Source organism: Sphaerisporangium sp. B11E5 (assembly GCF_039871875.1).
Taxonomy (GTDB): Bacteria; Actinomycetota; Actinomycetes; order Streptosporangiales; family Streptosporangiaceae; genus Sphaerisporangium.
Map to the genome: position 1 here is coordinate 32626 of NZ_JBDPMD010000061.1, position 17462 is coordinate 50087.

Here is a 17462-nt window from a genome sequence, read left to right on the forward strand (position 1 = left end):
GGCGGGTAACTATACGGAGACGCCGGGGCGGTACTTCGGCAGCCGCACGTTGATCTTGGTGCCCGCGCCGGCGGCCGTCTCCACGACCAAGCCGTACTCGTCGCCGTACACCTGGCGCAGCCGCTCGTCCACGTTGGCCAGGCCCACGCCGCCCGCCCCCGAGCGCTCGTCGGTGTCGCCGGACAGGATGCGCCGCAGCCGGTCGGGGTCTATGCCCACGCCGTCGTCCTCCACGCTGATCGCGCATTCGGCCCCCGCGTCCTCGGCGATGATCGTGATGCGGCCCTCCCCCGCCTTGCCCTCCAGGCCGTGCCGCACGGCGTTCTCGACCAAAGGCTGCAGGCACAGGAACGGGACGGCGACCGGCAGCACCTCCGGCGCGATGCGCAGCGACACCCGCAGGTGGTCGCCGAACCGGGCCCGCTCCAGGGTGAGGTAACGGTCGATGGAGCGCAGCTCCTCGGCCAGGGTGGTGAACTCGCCGTGCCTGCGGAAGGAGTAACGGGTGAAGTCGGCGAAGTCCAGCAGCAGCTCGCGGGCCCGCTCGGGGTCGGTGCGGACGAACGAGGCGATGGTGGTGAGGGAGTTGTAGATGAAGTGAGGGGAGATCTGGGCGCGCAGCGCCCGCACCTCGGCCTCCATGAGCAGCGTGCGGGACCGGTCGAGCTCGGCCAGGGCGAGCTGGGAGTCCACCCACCGGGCCACCTCGCCGGTCGCCCGCACCAGGCCGGCCGAGGCGTGGTCGCCGTACGCGGCCAGCGACCCGACCACGCGGTCGTCGGTGGTGAGGGGCACCACGACGGCGTGGCGCACCGGGCACTCGGGGCGGTCGCACGCCACGGTGTCCGGGCCGAGCACCTGGGTGCGGCCGTCGCGCAGGGTGGCCTCGGCGTGGGCGAAGGCCTGCGGGGCGTGGTGGTCGCCCGCGCCGTCGTACACCAGCAGCTCCTCGCCGTTGGTGATCGCGATGGCGGGCGAGCCGAGCAGCTCGCGCAGGTGGCGGGACGCCTTGAGCGCGCCCGCCGCGGTGAGCCCGGCCCGCAGCGGCGGCGCGGCCAGGGAGGCGGTGTGCAGGGTCTCGAAGGTGGCACGCTCCGCCGGGCCGGTGCCGAGCTCGCGGCGCCCGCGCAGCACCCGCCACAACACGATCGCGGGCACCCCCGCGAGGATCAGCAGCAGGGGCAGCGCGAACAGCGGTTCCACGCCGCCGGAGCCTACTGCACGCCGCCGTGCCGCAGGCCGCACCCGCACCCTCCTGTGGACGAACGGCGCCCGCCGCTCGCCCGGCGGGCCGTCCACCGGGACGAACGGCACCCCACCGACGCCAGGCGGGCGGCCCGACAAGCCGTGCACGGCCGTCACATCTCGCCGACAGCGTCGCGGATACGGGCCGCGTACTCGGCGGCCTCGTCGTCGCCGGCGTACTTGGTGCGGGGCCAGAAGAAGCCGCGCAGGCCGTCCTTGGGGTTGCGGGGCACGACGTGGGTGTGCAGGTGGGGGACGCTCTGGCTGACGCGGTTGTTCATCGCGACGAAGGTGCCGGCCGCGCCGAGGCCCTTCTCGACGGCCGCGGCGATCGCCCTGACCCGGGCGAAGTACGGCCCGACCGCCTCGGGCGGCAGGTCGGTGAGGGTCTCGACGTGCGCGAGCGGCACCACCAGCACGTGGCCCTTGAACAGCGGCCGGTTGTCAAGGAACGCCGCCACGACGTCGTCGGACGTCACCACCGCCGCGGGCACCTCACCCGCCGCGATCGCGCAGAACAGGCACCCGCCCGCGGCCGCGCTCACCAGCCCACCTTCGCCGCGCCGGACACCATCGCCCGCGCGATCACCAGCCGCTGCACGTCGTTGGTGCCCTCGCCGATCGCCATCAGCGGGGCGTCCCTGTAGAGGCGCTCGACGACGAACTCCTGCGAGTAGCCGTACCCTCCGTGGATGCGCATGGACTCCATGGTGACGCGCAACGCGACCTCCGAGGCGAAGTACTTGGCCATCGCCGCCTCCGCGTTGACCGCCCCGGCCTCCGAACGGGACGCCGCCCAGTAGGTCAGCAGCCGCGCCGCCTGGATGTCGGTGGCCATGTCGGCGAGCTTGAGCTGGATCGCCTGGAAGTCCGCGATGGGCCGGCCGAACGCCTGCCGCTCCCGCGCGTAGCCGAGCGCCGCCTCGTACGCGCACTGCGACACCCCGACCGCGCGGGCCGCGATGTTGACCCGCCCGAGCTCCAGCGCCGACAGCACCTGCTGCATGCCGCGCCCCTCCACGCCGCCGAGCAGCCGGGAGGCGGGCACCCGCACGCCGTCGAAGACGACCTCGCAGGTCTCGGTGCCCTTGTAGCCGAGCTTCGGCAGGTCGCGGCTCACGGTGAACCCCAGATCGGCGTCCACCAGCAGCACCGACATGCCCTTGTGGGCGGGCTCGGTCACCGACGTCTTGACCAGCACGGGCAGCGGGTCGGCGTGCCGGGCGTTGGTGATCCAGGTCTTGGTGCCGTGCACGACGTACTCGTCGCCGTCCCGCACGGCCCGGGTGGCGATGCCCTGCAGATCGGTGCCGGCGCCCGGCTCGGTGAGCGCGATGCCGGTGCGGCGGGCGCCGGTGGCGAGGTCGGGCAGGTACGCGGCCTTCTGCTCCTCGGTGCCGTACGCCGCGATCATCCAGGCCGACAGGGTGTGCGAGCCGAGGACACCCGCCACGCCCATCCAGCCCCGGGCGATCTCCTCGAAGACCAGGGCGAACGACACCCGGTCCAGCTCCAGCCCGCCGTACTCCGCGGGCACGGTGACGCCGAACAGGCCGAGCCGCCGGAACCCCTCGACGATCTCGTCCGGGTAGCGGCCCTCGCGCTCCCACTCCGCGGCGACCGGCGCGATCTCCCTGTCCACGAACTCGCGCAGCGTGCGCCGGAACAGCTTCTGGTCCTCGTTCAGCTCGAAGTCCACGACCCGCCTCCGCCGTCTAGAGCGGCCCGGTCCGGGCCTCGGGAAAATGGTGCCGGTCCTGCGCCGAATCCCTTTTGTACACGAGGACGGCCCGCCGCCAGGACATCACCTCGTCGCCGTCCTGGTTGAGGCCCCGGGTGCGGCAGGTGACGACGCCTGCGTACGGCCGCGACCGCGACTCGCGCTTGTCCAGCACCTTGGACTCGGCGTAGAGGGTGTCGCCCGCGAACACCGGGTGAGTGAGCCGGATCTCGTCCCAGCCGAGGTTCAGCTCGGCGTTCTGGCTGATGTCGATCACCGACATGCCGAGCACGATCGCCACCGTCAGGCCCGAGTTCACGATGACCTTGCCGGCGGGGGCCCGGGCGGCGTAGTGGGCGTTGAAGTGGTTCTGGTTGGTGTTCATGGTCAGCAGCGTGAACCACGTGTTGTCCGCCTCGGAGATCGTGCGGCCGAAGGGGTGCTTGTACACGTCGCCGACCACGAAGTCCTCGTAGTAGCGCCCGATCCGGGCCTCGTACACGGTCACGGCCCCGCCCCTTCCCCGCTCGCACCGGCTCGTTCCCGATCATTCCAGCACGCGGCCCGGCGGCCGGGCCAGCGGGGGGCCGGGTCCGCCCGCCCCCCGACCTGCGCGAATCGCCCGATGTGCTAGTCATGACCATGTAACACCTGCGACGGCGTCCCCCTGACGGCGGAGGATCATCATGAGCGGCATCGGCCACGCCAACCCCCTGACCGCGTACGGCCTTCCGGCGCTGCGGCACCGGCGCAGCGCCAAGTGGCGGCAGTACCCGCCGGACGTGCTGCCGGTGTGGGTCGCGGAGATGGACACCCCGCTGGCGCCGCCGATCGCCGAGGCCCTCGCCGCCGCGGTCGCCCGGGGGGACACCGGGTACGCCGCCGCCGGCGCGCTTCCCGAGGCGTTCGCGGAGTTCACGGCCCGCCGGTTCGGGTGGCGGCCCGACCCGGCGTCCGTCCGGCTGGTGCCCGACGTCATGACCGGCATCGTGGAGGTGCTGCGCCACCTCACCGCGCCGGGGGGCCGGGTGGTGGTCAACACCCCGGCCTACCCGCCGTACTTCCACTTCATCCCCAAGATGGGGCGCCAGGTCGTGCCGAGCCCGCTCGCGCTCACCGCCGAGGGTTACCGGCTGGACCTCGCCGACCTGGAGCGGCGCTTCGCCGGGGGCGTGGACGCGTTCCTGCTGTGCAGCCCGCACAACCCCACCGGGGTGGTGTTCACCGAGGAGGAGCTGCTGGCCGTGGCGGAGCTGGCCGAGCGGCACGGCGTGCGGGTGGTCAGCGACGAGATCCACGGCCCGCTGGTCTACCCGGGTGCCCGTTTCGTGCCGTTCGCCGCGCTGGACGCCGCCGCCGCCGAGCGGTCGGTCACGGTGACGTCGGCGTCCAAGGCGTGGAACCTCGCCGGCCTGAAGGCGGCGGTCGCCGTGTTCGGGCCGGGCGCCGGGGCCGAGCTCGCGGCGATGGACGGCGAGATCGGCGAGCTCAGCGGCCTGTTCGGGGTGATCGCCGGGCAGGCGGCGTTCGCCGAGGGCGAGCCGTGGCTGGACGATCTGCTGGCCGGGCTGGACGCCAACCGGCGGCTGCTCGGCGACCTGCTGGCCGAGCACCTGCCCGAGGCCGGGTACCAGCCGCCGCAGGCGACCTACCTGGCCTGGCTGGACCTGCGCGCCCTCGGGCTCGGCGAGGACCCCGCGGAGTGGTTCCTGCGCCGGGGCGGCGTCGCCCTGTACTCCGGCCCGAAGTTCGGGCCGGGCGGCGCGGGCCACGCCCGGTTCAACTTCGCCACCGACCCCGCCCTGCTGACCGAGGCGGTGGAGCGCATGGCGGCGGCCCTGCGCTCCTGAGGGTCAGGTGTCGACGAAACCGGCGGGGACCATCACGCGCAGGCCGTTGGGCTCGGTGCGGATGGTCAGCGGGGTGCTCAGGCGCACCTCGCCGTCCACGTCGGCCGGCATGGGCGGGTCGGTCTCGATCAGCATCTCGGCGCCGGTGACGAACGGGCCACCGGCGAGGCTGCGCCACCGGCCGGTGGTGGCCCGCACCAGCGTCTCGGCGAGCAGCCGCAGCTTGCGGCCCGAGCCGAGCTGGTAGGCCACCAGGCGGCGGTTGTCGATGCTGATGTCCCTGGCGATCTGCCAGCCCCCGTGGTAGCGGCCGTTGGCGATGTTGAGCTGGTGGGTGAGCAGCTCGTGGCGGCGGCCGTCCACCGTGACGTACGCCCGGAACGGCCGGTGCCGCGGCAGGGCGGCCAGCGCGGTCAGGGGGTAGGCGGCCCGGCCGAGCAGCCGCTTGAGCCACGGCTTGACGGTGCCCGCCACCTCGACCGACACCCCGAAGCTGGCGAGGTTGGCGAACGGCGTGTCCCCCGCCATGCCGAGGTCGATGTCGGCGACCTTGCCGAGGCCGAACACCTTGACCGCGCGGGCGAGGTCGAGCGGCAGCCCGAGGCTGCGGGCGAAGTTGTTGGTCGTGCCGAGCGGCAGCACGCCGAGGGCCACGTCGCGGTGCGCCACGTGTTTGACGGCCTCGCTGAGGCTGCCGTCGCCGCCGCCCACCACCAGCAGGTCCGGCTGGAGGCCGAGCGCCTCCTCGAGGATCTCGGGGAGCCGCGTGGGGTCGGTCACCGCGTAGGTGCGCATCGGGCGGTAGCCCTCGTCCCGCAGCAATCGCAACGCGTCGAAATACAGGCGGCGGCCCCGGCGCGACCTGGTGTTGACCACCAGCACCAGGCGCCGCAGATCGCGGATCGCCTTGGTGTGCTCCGTCTTGCTCCGCAACTCGCTCACCGATCACCCGTCCCCGTAGACAGCGTCCCGGGACATGCTATTTGAGGCGGGAAAGCGAACGGGGCGGGTACGGCAGTGCCGTACCCGCCCCGCGGGAGCCCTCAGGTCAGCCGCCCGAAGGTCACTTCAAGGTCACTTCTTCGACGAGGTCACCTGGAGGATGACACCGAGGTTGCCCGGCAGCGGCGAGACCAGCTTGATCTGCACGCCGAGCTGCTTGCCCTCGTCGCCGGGGTTGCCGGTGCCGAGCGTGAACCCGTTGACCGTCTCGCCGTACAGGTCCGTCGCCGGGGTGCCGTCGGGGTTGACGACTCGCACCGAGTACGGCTGGTTGTCCTTGGACGGGACGACCGCCGAGCCGTCGCGGAACCGGTAGTACAGGCCGTCGTCACGGATCTCCAGACCCGGGTACCAGCCCTTGGCGTCGGTGAACGCCTTGACCGGGTTCTGCGGGCTGAAGTTCGTGCAGACCTGGACGAACGGCGCCGACTCGAGGCACTCCTTGAAGGAGTACGTCTTGTTGAAGCCGAACGCCGCGTTGGAGGACTGCGGCCGGGACGGGATGTTCTTCAGCACGCCCGGGTCCGCCTCGGCCGCGGCGCCGGTGCGGCGCAGCGGGTCGAAGTGGGAGTCCACGAGCAGGAGCTGACCCTTCGGGCCCGCCGACGGCAGCGACCAGATGTTGGCCGAGCCGTGGTTGACCGTGTAGGCGGTGTCGCGCAGCCACACCAGCAGACCCGGCGCGTTGTACGGGGTCTTCTCCACCTTCCAGGCGCCGTCACGGAGCCAGGTGGTGTCGTAGGCGTACTTCAGGCCGTTGTCGAACCCGTCCAGGTTGCGCCACTCGGCGAGGTAGTACTGCGCGCTCTGCTGGGAGCCGCTGTACCGCTGCCAGCCGGCACCGGTGGTGTCGGTGAAGCTGCCGGTGGCGGCGGTCCAGCCGTTGGCGCCCGACTCGACGTCGTCGCTGAAGACCGTGGTGGTGCCGTTGGTCACGGAGAAGTCGTCGAGGAACCAGCCGCGGTCGTTGAACGCCGCGTCGGTGGCGTAGCGCGTCCGCAGCGTGATGTTCTGGCCGGCGAACGGAGCGAGGTCGACGTAGAGGTGGCGCCAGCCGCCCGACTCGCCGGTGAGGCCGTACTTCTTGCCGCCGTAGTCGACCATGCGCTTGTTGGGGTCGGCGTAGCCGTCATCGGTGGAGGCGAGCGAGCCGTCCTCAGCGTAGATCTTCTGCTCGTTCCAGGTCGCGCCGCCGTCGGTGGAGACCTCGACGAAGCCGTAGTCCCAGTCCGCCTCGATCGTGTAGTCGGTCCAGAACCGGAACTTCACGTCGGAGCCGGACGGCACCGCGATGGAGCGGGTGAGCCGGACGTCCGCCCAGTCCTGGTCGCTGTTGGACCACCACAGGTTGGACCCGCTGTGCGGGGTGCTCAGCGTCACCGTCTTGGGCGGCAGGTTGACCCGCACGCCGTCCTCGGTGAGCTTCGGCGTGCGCGAGGCCTGGCCGACGGTCACCAGCTTGGTCCCGGTCCCGGGATCGACGACCTTCGGGTTGGCCCAGCCGAGCACCCACTTGTCCCACAGGCCCATGTGGGTCGGCATGGACTGGAAGATCGGGCCCGAGTGGGAACCAGTGGACATCAGGTCCCAGAACTCCACGGAGGTGTCGCCACCGCCGCTGGAGTCGTACAGGTCGGGCAGGCCGAGGTCGTGGCCGTACTCGTGGGCGAAGACGCCGACGCCGGAGTCCTCGGGCTGCACGATGTAGTTCGAGATCTTGACGTTGGTGCCGGGCACGGTGTAGCCGCCGGGGATGGCGCTGGAGTGCGCCCAGATGGCGTAGGTGCCCTCGGCGCCGCCGCCGCCCGACTTGTCCTCACCGGCGTGCACGAGCACCAGGTGGTCGACGACACCGTCCGGCTCGTTGACGTTGCCGTCACCGTCCGCGTCGGAGGTGTCTTCCTTGTCGTAGTCGGCCCACGGGAAGCTCGGGTTCTGCGCGGCCAGGACGTTCACCGCGTCGATGCCGAGCTGGGCGGCGCCACGCGGGTTGTCCGGGTGGCCCGACATGTCCTGCGGAGCGGCGTTACAGGCGCCGGCGCCGTACCACGCCTCGGAGTGCGGGACCTTCAGCCAGCCGATGGCCTCACCGGTGACGGTGTAGGCGCCCTTCGACATCTCCTCGTACATCTTCTTCATGGTGTAGCCGGAGATGTCGATGCCCTTCTTGCCGTCCCGGGGGTCGGTCAGGTCCGTGCGGACCCGCTGGGTGATCCCCCTGTCGGAGTAGAGCATCGCGTTGTAGTGGGCGTTGTTGAAGTCAGGCACCCACATCGAGTTGTTGTCCTTGCCCCCGCCTCCTGCCTGCGCGGGGTTGGGGATCTTGTTGTGCAGCGGGCCGTTGACCTTCGTGCCCGGCGGCTCGGTGACGCAGACGCTGGTGTCGTCGGTGCTGGTCGGACGGCTCCAGCCGGAGAAGTCGTCGTTGGCGTTCTCGTTGAACTCCACGAGCAGGGTCAGCAGCTTGGCTTCCTGCGTGGTGTTGGCCTTCTTGTACAGCCATTCGTACGGGTTCTTGCCGGTGCGCGCCGCCTGGCGCTCGTGCTTGGTGAGCACTCGCGCGGCGACCGGGTTGCCGAGGCTGTGCTTATGGTCGAATTCCTCGGCAGTGGGCGCACTGCCCTTCCGCTTGCCGGCGTTGGTGTCGACCTTCTCCGCGGCCTTGGTGGCCGAGTCGGCCTGCACCCGCGGAGGGGCGTAGTTGATGTAGTAGTCGCTCGCCTTGGGCTGGTACCGGGCAACGGTGCCGTCCCCCGCCGTGGCCGGGGACACCGAACCCGTGACCACGAGCCCCGCCGCCGCCAGTCCCAGAACCGGCAGCGTGGCGACGAGACGCCTGACTCTGCGTGACAACAGGGATCCTCCTCATACAACGCCAAGAATCGGCAAAGCGGACGTTAGAGGAAAAAGTAAAGGGAAAGTAAAGTAAACTTGGGTTGTTGCTGAATCGTCATCTGGTCGAGTCGAATGGCCCGATCCCGTCGGAGGATCCGCTCCCGAGTGGGCGAATCGCCGCGCGGAACATAAAGTCACAGGCGTGAACCACCTCGCTGACCTGGTCGGCGCCCTGCCGCCCGGCCGCGTCCTGACCGACCCCGACGTGGCCGCCTCCTACGCCCGCGACCAGACATTCCTCGCGCCGGGCACGCCGCTGTGCGCGGTCGCCGCCGAGACCCGCGACGACGTGGTGGCCACCCTGCGCTGGGCCACCGAGCACCGGGTGCCGGTGGTGCCCCGCGGCGCCGGCACCGGGCTGGCGGGCGGCGCCACCGCGGTGGACGGCTGCGTGATGCTCTCCCTGGCCAAGATGACGGCCGTCCGCGAGTTGTCGCCCGCCGACGAGATCGCCGTCGCGGAGCCCGGCGTGATCACCGCCGACCTGGACCGCGCGGCCCGCGAGCACGGGCTGATGTACGCGCCGGACCCGTCCTCGTACGAGATCTCCACCATCGGCGGCAACCTCGCCACCAACGCGGGCGGGCTGCGCTGCGTGAAGTACGGCGTGACCCGCGACTCGGTGCTCGGCCTTGAGGTCGTGCTGGCCGACGGGCGCGTGCTCGCCACCGGGCGGCGCACCATGAAGGGCGTCACCGGGTACGACCTCACCGGCCTGTTCGTCGGGTCGGAGGGCACGCTCGGTGTGATCACCGAGGCCACGCTGCGGCTGCGGCGGGCGCCCGACACGCCGCCCGCGACGTTCGCCGCCGAGTTCCCCTCCCTGCGGGCCGCCGGGGACGCCGTGGCGGCCATCGTCGCCGCCGGGTGCCGTCCCTCGCTGCTGGAGCTGATGGACCGCAACACCCTGCGGGCCATCGACGACTGGAAGAACATCGGCCTGGAGCCCGGGGTGCGGGCCATGCTGATCGGGCAGTCCGACGACGGCCGCCCCGGCGAGGCCGAGCGCATGGCCAAGCTGTGCGAGGCCAACGGCGCGGGTTTCGTGGCCGCCACCTCCAGCCCCGAGGAGAGCGACGAGCTGATCGGGGTGCGGCGGCTGGCGTACCAGGCCAAGGAGCGGCTCGGCGCGTGCCTGGTGGAGGACGTGTGCGTGCCCCGCTCCGCGCTGCCCGAGATGATCTCCGAGATCGAGGCCGCCGCGGAGCGGCACGGCGCGCTGATCTGCACGGTGGCGCACGCCGGGGACGGCAACCTGCACCCGGTGTTCGTCTTCGACCGCGGGCTGCCCGAGCCGCCGCCGCACGTCTGGGCGGCGGCCGACGAGGTGTTCCGCGCCGCGCTCCGCCTCGGCGGCACGCTGACCGGCGAGCACGGGGTGGGCGTGCTGAAGCGCCGCTGGCTGGACCTGGAGCGGGGGCCGGTGTCCGGGGACGTGCAGCGCGGGATCAAGGACGTCTTCGACCCCTTGGGCATCATGAACCCCGGCAAGGCCATCTGACACGGGCTGTCCCGCTGGTAGCGTGCGCAAGGCCGACAAAACTCACCAAGTCACGGTTACGGGGGTCCCAGTGACGCAGGCGCTCACCGGCGGCGACCCGCCCCGCCTGGGCGCGTTCGAGATCGTCGGGCGCCTCGGGGAGGGCGGCCAGGGCGTCGTCTACCTCGGCCGCGGGCCGTCCGGCGAGCCCGTCGCCGTCAAGCTGCTGCACGCCCGCCTGTCGGAGGACAGCGACGCCCGGGCCCGGTTCCTGCGCGAGGTGTCGGTCGCCCAGCGGGTCGCCCGGTTCTGCACCGCCCCGGTGCTGCACGCCGACGTCGCCGGGGACCGGCCCTACATCGTCAGCGAGTACGTGCCGGGGCCGTCGCTGCGGGCACTGGTGGAGCGGGACGGGCCGCGGCGGGGCGCCGCGCTCGACCGGGTGGCGGTCAGCACGGCCACCGCGCTCGCCGCCATCCACCGCGCCGGCATCCTGCACCGCGACTTCAAGCCCGCCAACGTGCTGATGGGGCCGGAGGGGCCGGTCGTCATCGACTTCGGCGTGGCCCGCGCCCTGGACACCCCCGGCGCCACCCTCACCGCCGACACGCTCGGCACCCCGGCGTACCTGGCACCCGAACAGCTCGGCGGGGGGCCGCTCACCCCCGCGGTGGACGTGTTCGCGTGGGGCGTCACCATGGTCTACGCGGCCGGCGGACGGCCCGCGTTCGGCGCGGACTCCATCCCCGCGGTGATCAACCGCATCCTGAACGAGCCACCCGACCTGCGGGCCCTCGACGGGCCGCTGCGCGACCTCGTGGCCGCGTGCCTGGCCAAGGACCCCGCGCGCCGGCCCACGGCCGAGCAGGTGGTGTCCCACCTGATGGGCCGGCCGTCCACGCCGCCGGCCCCGCCGCGCGAGCCGCGCCGCCTTCGGCCGGTGCTGCTGCCGGTGGCGGCGGGTGTCGTCGCCGCGGTGCTCGCGGCGGGCGTCACGCTGGCCCTGCGGACCGGCGGGGCGTCCCCGCAGGCGCAGCCGCCGGTCGTCGCGGGCGTCGAGGGCGGCGAGTCGCCCACCGCGGAGGCGCCCGCCACGGCGGCGTCACCGTCGCCCCGGCGGACCCGCACGCCGTCCCCGAGGGCCACCCGCCCGGCGGCGGCCCGCACCCCCCGCCCGTCGGCGTCGCCGTCACGCGCCCGCACACCGTCCCGCACGCCGTCGCCGTCCCGCACCCCCAGCCGTACCCCCACGGCCACCCCCACCCCGACACCGTCCGCGACACCCAAGCCGACGGCCACCCCGAAGCCCAACCCGTACACGGCGGCACAGGTCTGCGGGTCCGGGTACAGCCGGGTGGACGCACACGCGCTCGGCACGAAGGCCACGGTCGTGCTCATGTACAACGCGACGGCCGGCAAGAACTGCGTGGTGACGCTGTCGAAGTACGTCGCACCGCAGAAGGTCAAGATGTCGGTGGTGCTGAAGGTGCAGGGCGGAACCTCCGGCTCCGACGCCGGAGCGTTCACCGCCTACGCCGGGCCGGTGCGGCTCACCGCGCAGAAGACGTGCGTGATCTGGGGCGGGAGCCACTCGGGGACCTCCTGGCAGAGCGGCTGGTCGCACTGCGGGTAGCCTGCGTCGGGAGAACGATCTCCAGGAGACCAGCGTGATCCACAGCAGGCTCGATCCCGCCGACCCCACCGTCAAGGCCAGGCGGGCGGCCATGCTCGCCAAACTCGCCGAGCTCGACGCCGAGCACGCCAAGGCCGTCGCGGGTGGCGGCCCGAAATACGTCGACCGGCACCGCGCGCGGGGCAAGCTGACGGCGCGGGAGCGGATCGAGCTGCTGGTCGACGCGGACTCGCCGTTCCTTGAGCTGTCGCCGCTCGCCGCGTGGGGCAGCGACTTCCCTGTGGGGGCGAGCGTGGTCACCGGGATCGGGGTCGTCGAGGGCGTCGAGTGTGTGATCGTCGCCAACGACCCCACCGTGCGGGGCGGGTCGTCCAACCCGTGGACGCTGCGCAAGTCGCTGCGGGCCTCGGACATCGCGCTGGAGAACCGGCTGCCGCTGATCAACCTGGTGGAGTCGGGCGGGGCGGACCTGCCCACCCAGAAGGAGATCTTCATCCCGGGCGGGCAGGTGTTCCGGGACCTCACGCGGCTGTCGGCGGCCGGGGTGCCGACGATCGCCCTGGTGTTCGGCAACTCCACGGCCGGCGGCGCGTACGTGCCAGGGCTGAGCGACCACGTGGTCATGGTGCGGGAACGGGCCAAGGTGTTCCTCGGAGGGCCGCCGCTGGTCAAGATGGCCACCGGGGAGGAATCGGACGACGAGTCGCTCGGCGGGGCCGAGATGCACGCCCGGGTGTCGGGGCTCGCCGACCACCTGGCGCTCGACGAGCACGACGCGCTGCGGATCGGGCGGCGCGTCGTACGGCGGCTCAACCGGCGCAAGGACCCCGTCCCCGCGGGGACGCCGCCTCTGTACGACGAGGAGGAGCTGCTCGGCGTGGTGCCGGAGGACCTGAAGGTGCCGTTCGACCCGCGTGAGGTGATCGCGCGGGTGGTGGACGGCAGCGAGTTCGACGAGTTCAAGGCGCTGTACGGTGCCGGGCTCGTCACCGGGTGGGCGGAGCTGCACGGGCACCCGGTCGGGATCCTGGCCAACGCGCGGGGTGTGCTGTTCAGCGAGGAGTCGCAGAAGGCGGCGCAGTTCATCCAGCTCGCCAACCAGACGCGGACGCCGCTGGTGTTCCTGCAGAACACCACCGGCTACATGGTGGGCAAGCAGTACGAGCAGGGCGGCATCATCAAGCACGGCGCGATGATGATCAACGCGGTGGCCAACTCGTCCGTGCCGCATCTGACCGTCGTGATGGGGGCGTCCTACGGGGCGGGCAACTACGGCATGTGCGGGCGGGCGTACGCGCCCCGGTTCCTGTTCTCCTGGCCGAGCGCCAAGTCCGCGGTGATGGGCCCCGCGCAGCTCGCCGGGGTGTTGTCGATCGTGGGCCGGGCGGCGGCCCAGGCGCGCGGGCAGGCCTACGACGAGGAGGCCGACGCGGCGATGCGGCAGATGGTGGAGGCCCAGATCGAGGCGGAGTCGCTGGCGTTCTTCCTGTCAGGGCGGTTGTACGACGACGGGGTGATCGACCCCAGGGACACCCGCACCGTGCTCGGCCTGTGCCTGTCCGCCATCGGGAACGCGCCCGCCCCCTCCCCCGCACCCGCCGGTTTCGGCGTCTTCCGGATGTGACCGACATGATCAGACGACTGCTGGTGGCCAACCGGGGCGAGATCGCCCGCCGGATCTTCCGCACCTGCCGGGCACTCGGCGTCGAGACGGTGGCGGTCTTCTCCGACGCCGACGCCGCCGCGCCCCACGCCGCCGAGGCCGACCACGCGGTGCGGCTGCCCGGGACGCGGCCCGCGGACACCTATCTGTCCGTGCCGTCGATCCTCGCCGCCGCCCGCGCCGCCGGCGCGGACGCCGTGCACCCCGGGTACGGCTTCCTGTCGGAGAACGCGGAGTTCGCGCAGGCCGTGCTGGACGCCGGCCTCACCTGGGTCGGGCCGCCGCCGGGGGCCATCGCGGCGATGGGCTCCAAGATCGAGGCCAAGGAGCTGATGGGCCGCGCCGGGGTGCCGCTGCTGGCGTCCCTGGACCCCGAGGCCGCGCTCCCGTACCCCGTGCTGGTGAAGGCCTCCGCCGGTGGCGGCGGCCGCGGCATGCGGATCGTGCGCGACCCCGCCGAGCTGCCGGACGCGCTGGCCGCGGCCCGCCGTGAGGCCGCGTCCGCGTTCGGCGACGGCGCCGTGTTCGTGGAGCCCCTGCTGGAGGACGCCCGCCACATCGAGGTCCAGGTCCTCGCCGACACCCACGGCACCGTGTGGACCCTCGGCGAACGCGACTGCTCCCTGCAACGCCGCCACCAGAAGGTCATGGAGGAGACCCCCGCCCCCGGCCTCGCGCCCGCCACCCGCGCGCTGCTCCTGGAGTCCGCCGTCAAGGCCGCCACCGCCATCGGCTACGTGGGCGCCGGCACCGTCGAGTTCCTGGTCAAGCCCGGCCCGTCCGGCGACACCGTGGCGTTCCTCGAGATGAACACCCGGCTCCAGGTCGAGCACCCGGTGACCGAGTGCGTCTACGGCGTGGACCTGGTCCGCCTCCAGCTGGAGATCGCCGAAGGCATCCGTCTCCCTCCCACGCCGCCCGCCCCCTCCGGCCACGCCATAGAGGTCCGCCTCTACGCCGAGGACCCCGCCGACGACTGGCGCCCCCACAGCGGCCCCCTCCACCGCTTCGAGGTCCCCGGCGTGGACGCGCACTTCACCGTCCCCCAAGGCACCGGCTACCGCCTGCGCCTGGACTCCGGCGTGGAAAGCGGCTCAGAGGTCACCGTCCACTACGACCCGATGCTCGCCAAACTCATCGCCACCGGCCCCACCCGCCGAGGCACCGCCCGCCGCCTCGCCACAGCCCTCGCCACCTCCCGCCTCCACGGCCCCACCACCAACCGCGACCTGCTGCTGAACGTCCTGCGCCACGAAGCCTTCCTCGCAGGCACCGTCCACACCGGCTTCCTGACCCGCCACGACCTGACCTCCACGGCCCCCGTCCCCCCGGCCACCGGCACGGTCGCAGCGTCGGTCCCCATGCCGCCCACCACCGGCACAGAGCCCCTCCCCCCGGCCACCGACGTGGGGGCCGCGTCGGAGGGAGCCGCCCCCCTACCCACCCTTTCCACCCCCGCGCCGTCAGGCGCGGGACGGATCGGGCCGGCGGCGCTGGCCGCGGCGCTGGCGCTGGCGGCCGGGCGGCGGGACGGGGCCCGGGTGCTCGGGGGGTTGCCGAGCGGGTGGCGGAACGTGGTGTCGCAGCCGCAGCGGGCTTCGTTCGAGGGGCCCGCGGGGCGGATCGAGGTGGCGTACCGGCTCACCAGGGACGGGCTGGTCGCCGAGGGGTTCGAGGGGGTGCGGCTGGTGTCCGCGAGCGCCGGCGAGGTGGTGCTTGAGGCCGGCGGGGTGGTGCGGCGCTTCGCCGTGGCCCGGTACGGGGACGTCGTGTTCGTGGACTCGCCGCTCGGGTCGGTGCGGCTCGTGTCGCTGCCCCGGCTGCCGGAGCCCGAGGTGACCGCGGCCCCCGGCTCCTTGCTGGCGCCCATGCCGGGTACGGTCCTGCGGGTCGAGGTCACGCCGGGTGCGGCCGTCACCGCGGGGCAGCCGATCCTCACGTTGGAGGCGATGAAGATGGAGCACCAGATCCGGGCCCCGGCGGCGGGCGTCGTCGCCGCCCTGGACGCGGCCCCCGGCCGCCAGGTCGAGGCGGGCGCCGTGCTCGCCGTCATCGAGGAGGCGTGATGCTCGTCGGTCTGGAGACGCGCGGCGGGGTGGCGACCCTCACCCTGGACTCCCCCGCCAACCGCAACGCCCTGTCCACCCGTCTGCTCGCCGAGCTCCAGGACGCCCTGGCGACGGCGATCGGCGACGACGCCACGCGGGTGCTCGTCCTCACCGGCACCGGCCCGGTGTTCTGCTCCGGCGCCGACCTCAAGGAGCAGGCCCCGTCCGGCGCCCCGGTGACCGGCGCGTTCCCCGACGTCCTGCGCGCCATCTGGGAGAGCCCCAAACCGGTGGTCTGCCGCCTCAACGGCACCGCCCGGGCGGGCGGCCTCGGCCTCGTGGCGGCCTGCGACTTCGCCATCGCCCCCGACACCGCCACGTTCGCGTTCAGCGAGGTGCGTCTCGGCGTGGTCCCCGCGATGATCGCGGTGACCGTGCTGCGGCGCCTCGACCCCCGCGCCGCGGCCGAGTACTTCCTCACCGGCGAGGTCTTCGACGCCGCCCGCGCCGTGGAGATCGGCCTGCTCACCCGCGCCGTACCGCCCGGCGACCTGGACCCGGCGGTCGCCCACTACACCGGGATGCTGCTCAAGGGCGGCCCCGAGTCCCTCGCGATCACCAAGCAGCTGGTGCGCACCGTCCCCGCCCTGCCGGTGGAGGAGGGCCTGCGGCGGATGGCGGACCTGTCCGCCGAGCGCTTCACCTCACCCGAAGGGCAGGAGGGCATCAGAGCGTTCATGGAGAAACGCCCCGCCTCGTGGATCCCGCCGCGGGACCCGTCGTGACCGGGAAGCCCCTGCGGGTGGCCAACTGCAGCGGTTTCTACGGGGACCGCCTGTCCGCCGCCCGCGAGATGGTCGAGGGCGGCCCCATCGACGTCCTCACCGGCGACTGGCTGGCCGAGTTGACCATGCTGATCCTGGCGGGCAACCGCCTGAAGGGCCGCCCCGGCTACGCCCGCACGTTCCTCACCCAGATGGAACAGGTACTCGGCACCTGCCTGGACCGCGGCATCAAGATCGTCTCCAACGCGGGGGGCCTCGACCCGGCCGGCTGCGCCGAAGCCGTCACGGACCTCGCCGCCCGCCTCGGCCTGAACGCCACGGTCGCCCACGTCACCGGCGACGACCTCCTGGCCGCCGGCACCGACCTGGGCGACATGATCAACCTCGACACCGGCGAACCCCTGACCGCCACCCCCCTGACCGCGAACGCCTACCTGGGCGGCCGCCCCATCGCCACCGCCCTGGAGGCAGGAGCCGACGTCGTGGTCACCGGCAGGGTGACCGACGCCGCCCTGGTCACCGGCCCCGGCATGTGGCACTTCGGCTGGACCGCCGGCGACCTCGACGCCCTGGCGGGCTCGGTGGTCGCCGGCCACGTCATCGAGTGCGGCTGCCAGGCCACCGGCGGCAACTACGCCTTCTTCGAGGAGATCCCCGACCTCCCCACCTGCGGCTTCCCCATAGCCGAGCTGCACGCCGACGGCTCCAGCGTCATCACCAAACACCCCGGCACCGGCGGCGCCGTCACCACAGGCACCGTCACCGCCCAACTCCTGTACGAGATCGCCTCCCCCCAGTACCCGGGCCCCGACGTCACCACCCACTTCGACACCATCCACCTCACCCAGCAAGCCCCCGACCGCGTCCACATCACCGGCGTCCGCGGCACCCCCCCACCGCCCACCCTGAAGGTCGCCCTCAACTACCTCGCCGGCTACCGCAACACCATGACCCTGGTCCTCACCGGCCTGAACCTGCAAGCCAAGGCCCACCTAGCCGAAGAGGCCATCTTCACCCGCATCCCAAGAACCTCCTTCTCCGAACTCCACATCGACCTCACCCCCATCACCACCCCACCCACCACCGCCCCCACTCCCTCACCACCCAAAGTCCCCACCCCCATCACCCCGCCATCTCCCAC

At 72.8% G+C, this 17462-nt stretch carries 13 protein-coding genes; 7 read left to right on the forward strand and 6 right to left on the reverse strand.

The genetic code is table 11. The features are described from left to right. Positions 1-9: 9 nt before the first annotated feature. From ABGB17_RS34550 to ABGB17_RS34565, 4 genes are all read right to left on the reverse strand, one after another. Complete coding sequence (locus ABGB17_RS34550) at positions 10-1203, reverse strand: histidine kinase (RefSeq protein ID WP_347637779.1); 1194 nt, start codon at positions 1201-1203, stop codon at positions 10-12. A gap of 155 nt (positions 1204-1358) precedes the next feature. Further along, positions 1359-1790, reverse strand: coding sequence for an HIT family protein (locus ABGB17_RS34555; protein WP_347637755.1), 432 nt, complete (start codon positions 1788-1790; stop codon positions 1359-1361). Further along, positions 1787-2944 (reverse strand): acyl-CoA dehydrogenase family protein, encoded by a 1158-nt coding sequence (locus ABGB17_RS34560; RefSeq protein WP_347637757.1) that lies wholly within the window; start codon positions 2942-2944, stop codon positions 1787-1789. Before ABGB17_RS34560 ends, ABGB17_RS34555 begins: the two co-directional genes overlap by 4 nt. A gap of 16 nt (positions 2945-2960) precedes the next feature. Continuing rightward, positions 2961-3473 (reverse strand): MaoC family dehydratase, encoded by a 513-nt coding sequence (locus ABGB17_RS34565; RefSeq protein WP_347637759.1) that lies wholly within the window; start codon positions 3471-3473, stop codon positions 2961-2963. 178 nt (positions 3474-3651) lie between these two features. On the opposite strand from ABGB17_RS34565, the gene ABGB17_RS34570 reads away from it, so the two are divergent. Then, entirely contained in the window at positions 3652-4815 is a 1164-nt protein-coding gene (locus ABGB17_RS34570) for a MalY/PatB family protein (RefSeq protein WP_347637761.1), read from the forward strand. Between the two features lie 3 nt (positions 4816-4818). Here ABGB17_RS34570 and ABGB17_RS34575 read toward each other — a convergent pair whose 3' ends face one another. Together ABGB17_RS34575 and ABGB17_RS34580 are read right to left on the reverse strand one after the other, a co-directional pair. Next, on the reverse strand, positions 4819-5757 hold the full coding sequence (locus tag ABGB17_RS34575; protein WP_347637763.1) for a diacylglycerol kinase family protein: 939 nt from the start codon (positions 5755-5757) through the stop codon (positions 4819-4821). Between the two features lie 132 nt (positions 5758-5889). Next, positions 5890-8670 (reverse strand): immune inhibitor A domain-containing protein, encoded by a 2781-nt coding sequence (locus tag ABGB17_RS34580; protein ID WP_347637765.1) that lies wholly within the window; start codon positions 8668-8670, stop codon positions 5890-5892. 184 nt (positions 8671-8854) lie between these two features. Between ABGB17_RS34580 and ABGB17_RS34585 the strand changes: the two genes are divergently transcribed. The 6 genes from ABGB17_RS34585 to ABGB17_RS34610 all read left to right on the forward strand — a co-directional run. Then, on the forward strand, positions 8855-10213 hold the full coding sequence (locus tag ABGB17_RS34585; RefSeq protein ID WP_347637767.1) for an FAD-linked oxidase C-terminal domain-containing protein: 1359 nt from the start codon (positions 8855-8857) through the stop codon (positions 10211-10213). Positions 10214-10283: 70 nt separating this feature from the next. Beyond that, positions 10284-11825, forward strand: coding sequence for a protein kinase (locus ABGB17_RS34590; RefSeq protein ID WP_347637769.1), 1542 nt, complete (start codon positions 10284-10286; stop codon positions 11823-11825). A 91-nt stretch (positions 11826-11916) separates the two neighbouring features. After that, entirely contained in the window at positions 11917-13449 is a 1533-nt protein-coding gene (locus ABGB17_RS34595; RefSeq protein WP_347637781.1) for a carboxyl transferase domain-containing protein, read from the forward strand. 5 nt (positions 13450-13454) lie between these two features. Beyond that, positions 13455-15554 carry a biotin carboxylase N-terminal domain-containing protein gene (locus ABGB17_RS34600; RefSeq protein WP_347637771.1) on the forward strand — a complete coding sequence of 700 codons (2100 nt, stop codon included), beginning with the start codon at positions 13455-13457 and terminating at the stop codon, positions 15552-15554. Next, positions 15554-16321, forward strand: coding sequence for an enoyl-CoA hydratase-related protein (locus tag ABGB17_RS34605; protein WP_347637773.1), 768 nt, complete (start codon positions 15554-15556; stop codon positions 16319-16321). The genes ABGB17_RS34600 and ABGB17_RS34605 overlap by 1 nt, the downstream gene beginning before the upstream one ends. Positions 16322-16389: 68 nt before the next feature. Continuing rightward, positions 16390-17462, forward strand: a 1073-nt coding sequence (locus ABGB17_RS34610; protein ID WP_347637783.1) for an acyclic terpene utilization AtuA family protein, incomplete at its 3' end; no start/stop codon positions are given.

Coding starts and splice junctions, on each gene's coding strand:
- ABGB17_RS34570 (WP_347637761.1), top strand. CDS start 3,652: ATGAGCGGCATCGGCCACGCCAACCCCCTGACCGCGTACGGCCTTCCG.
- ABGB17_RS34595 (WP_347637781.1), top strand. CDS start 11,917: ATGCTCGCCAAACTCGCCGAGCTCGACGCCGAGCACGCCAAGGCCGTC.
- ABGB17_RS34600 (WP_347637771.1), top strand. CDS start 13,455: ATGATCAGACGACTGCTGGTGGCCAACCGGGGCGAGATCGCCCGCCGG.
- ABGB17_RS34605 (WP_347637773.1), top strand. CDS start 15,554: ATGCTCGTCGGTCTGGAGACGCGCGGCGGGGTGGCGACCCTCACCCTG.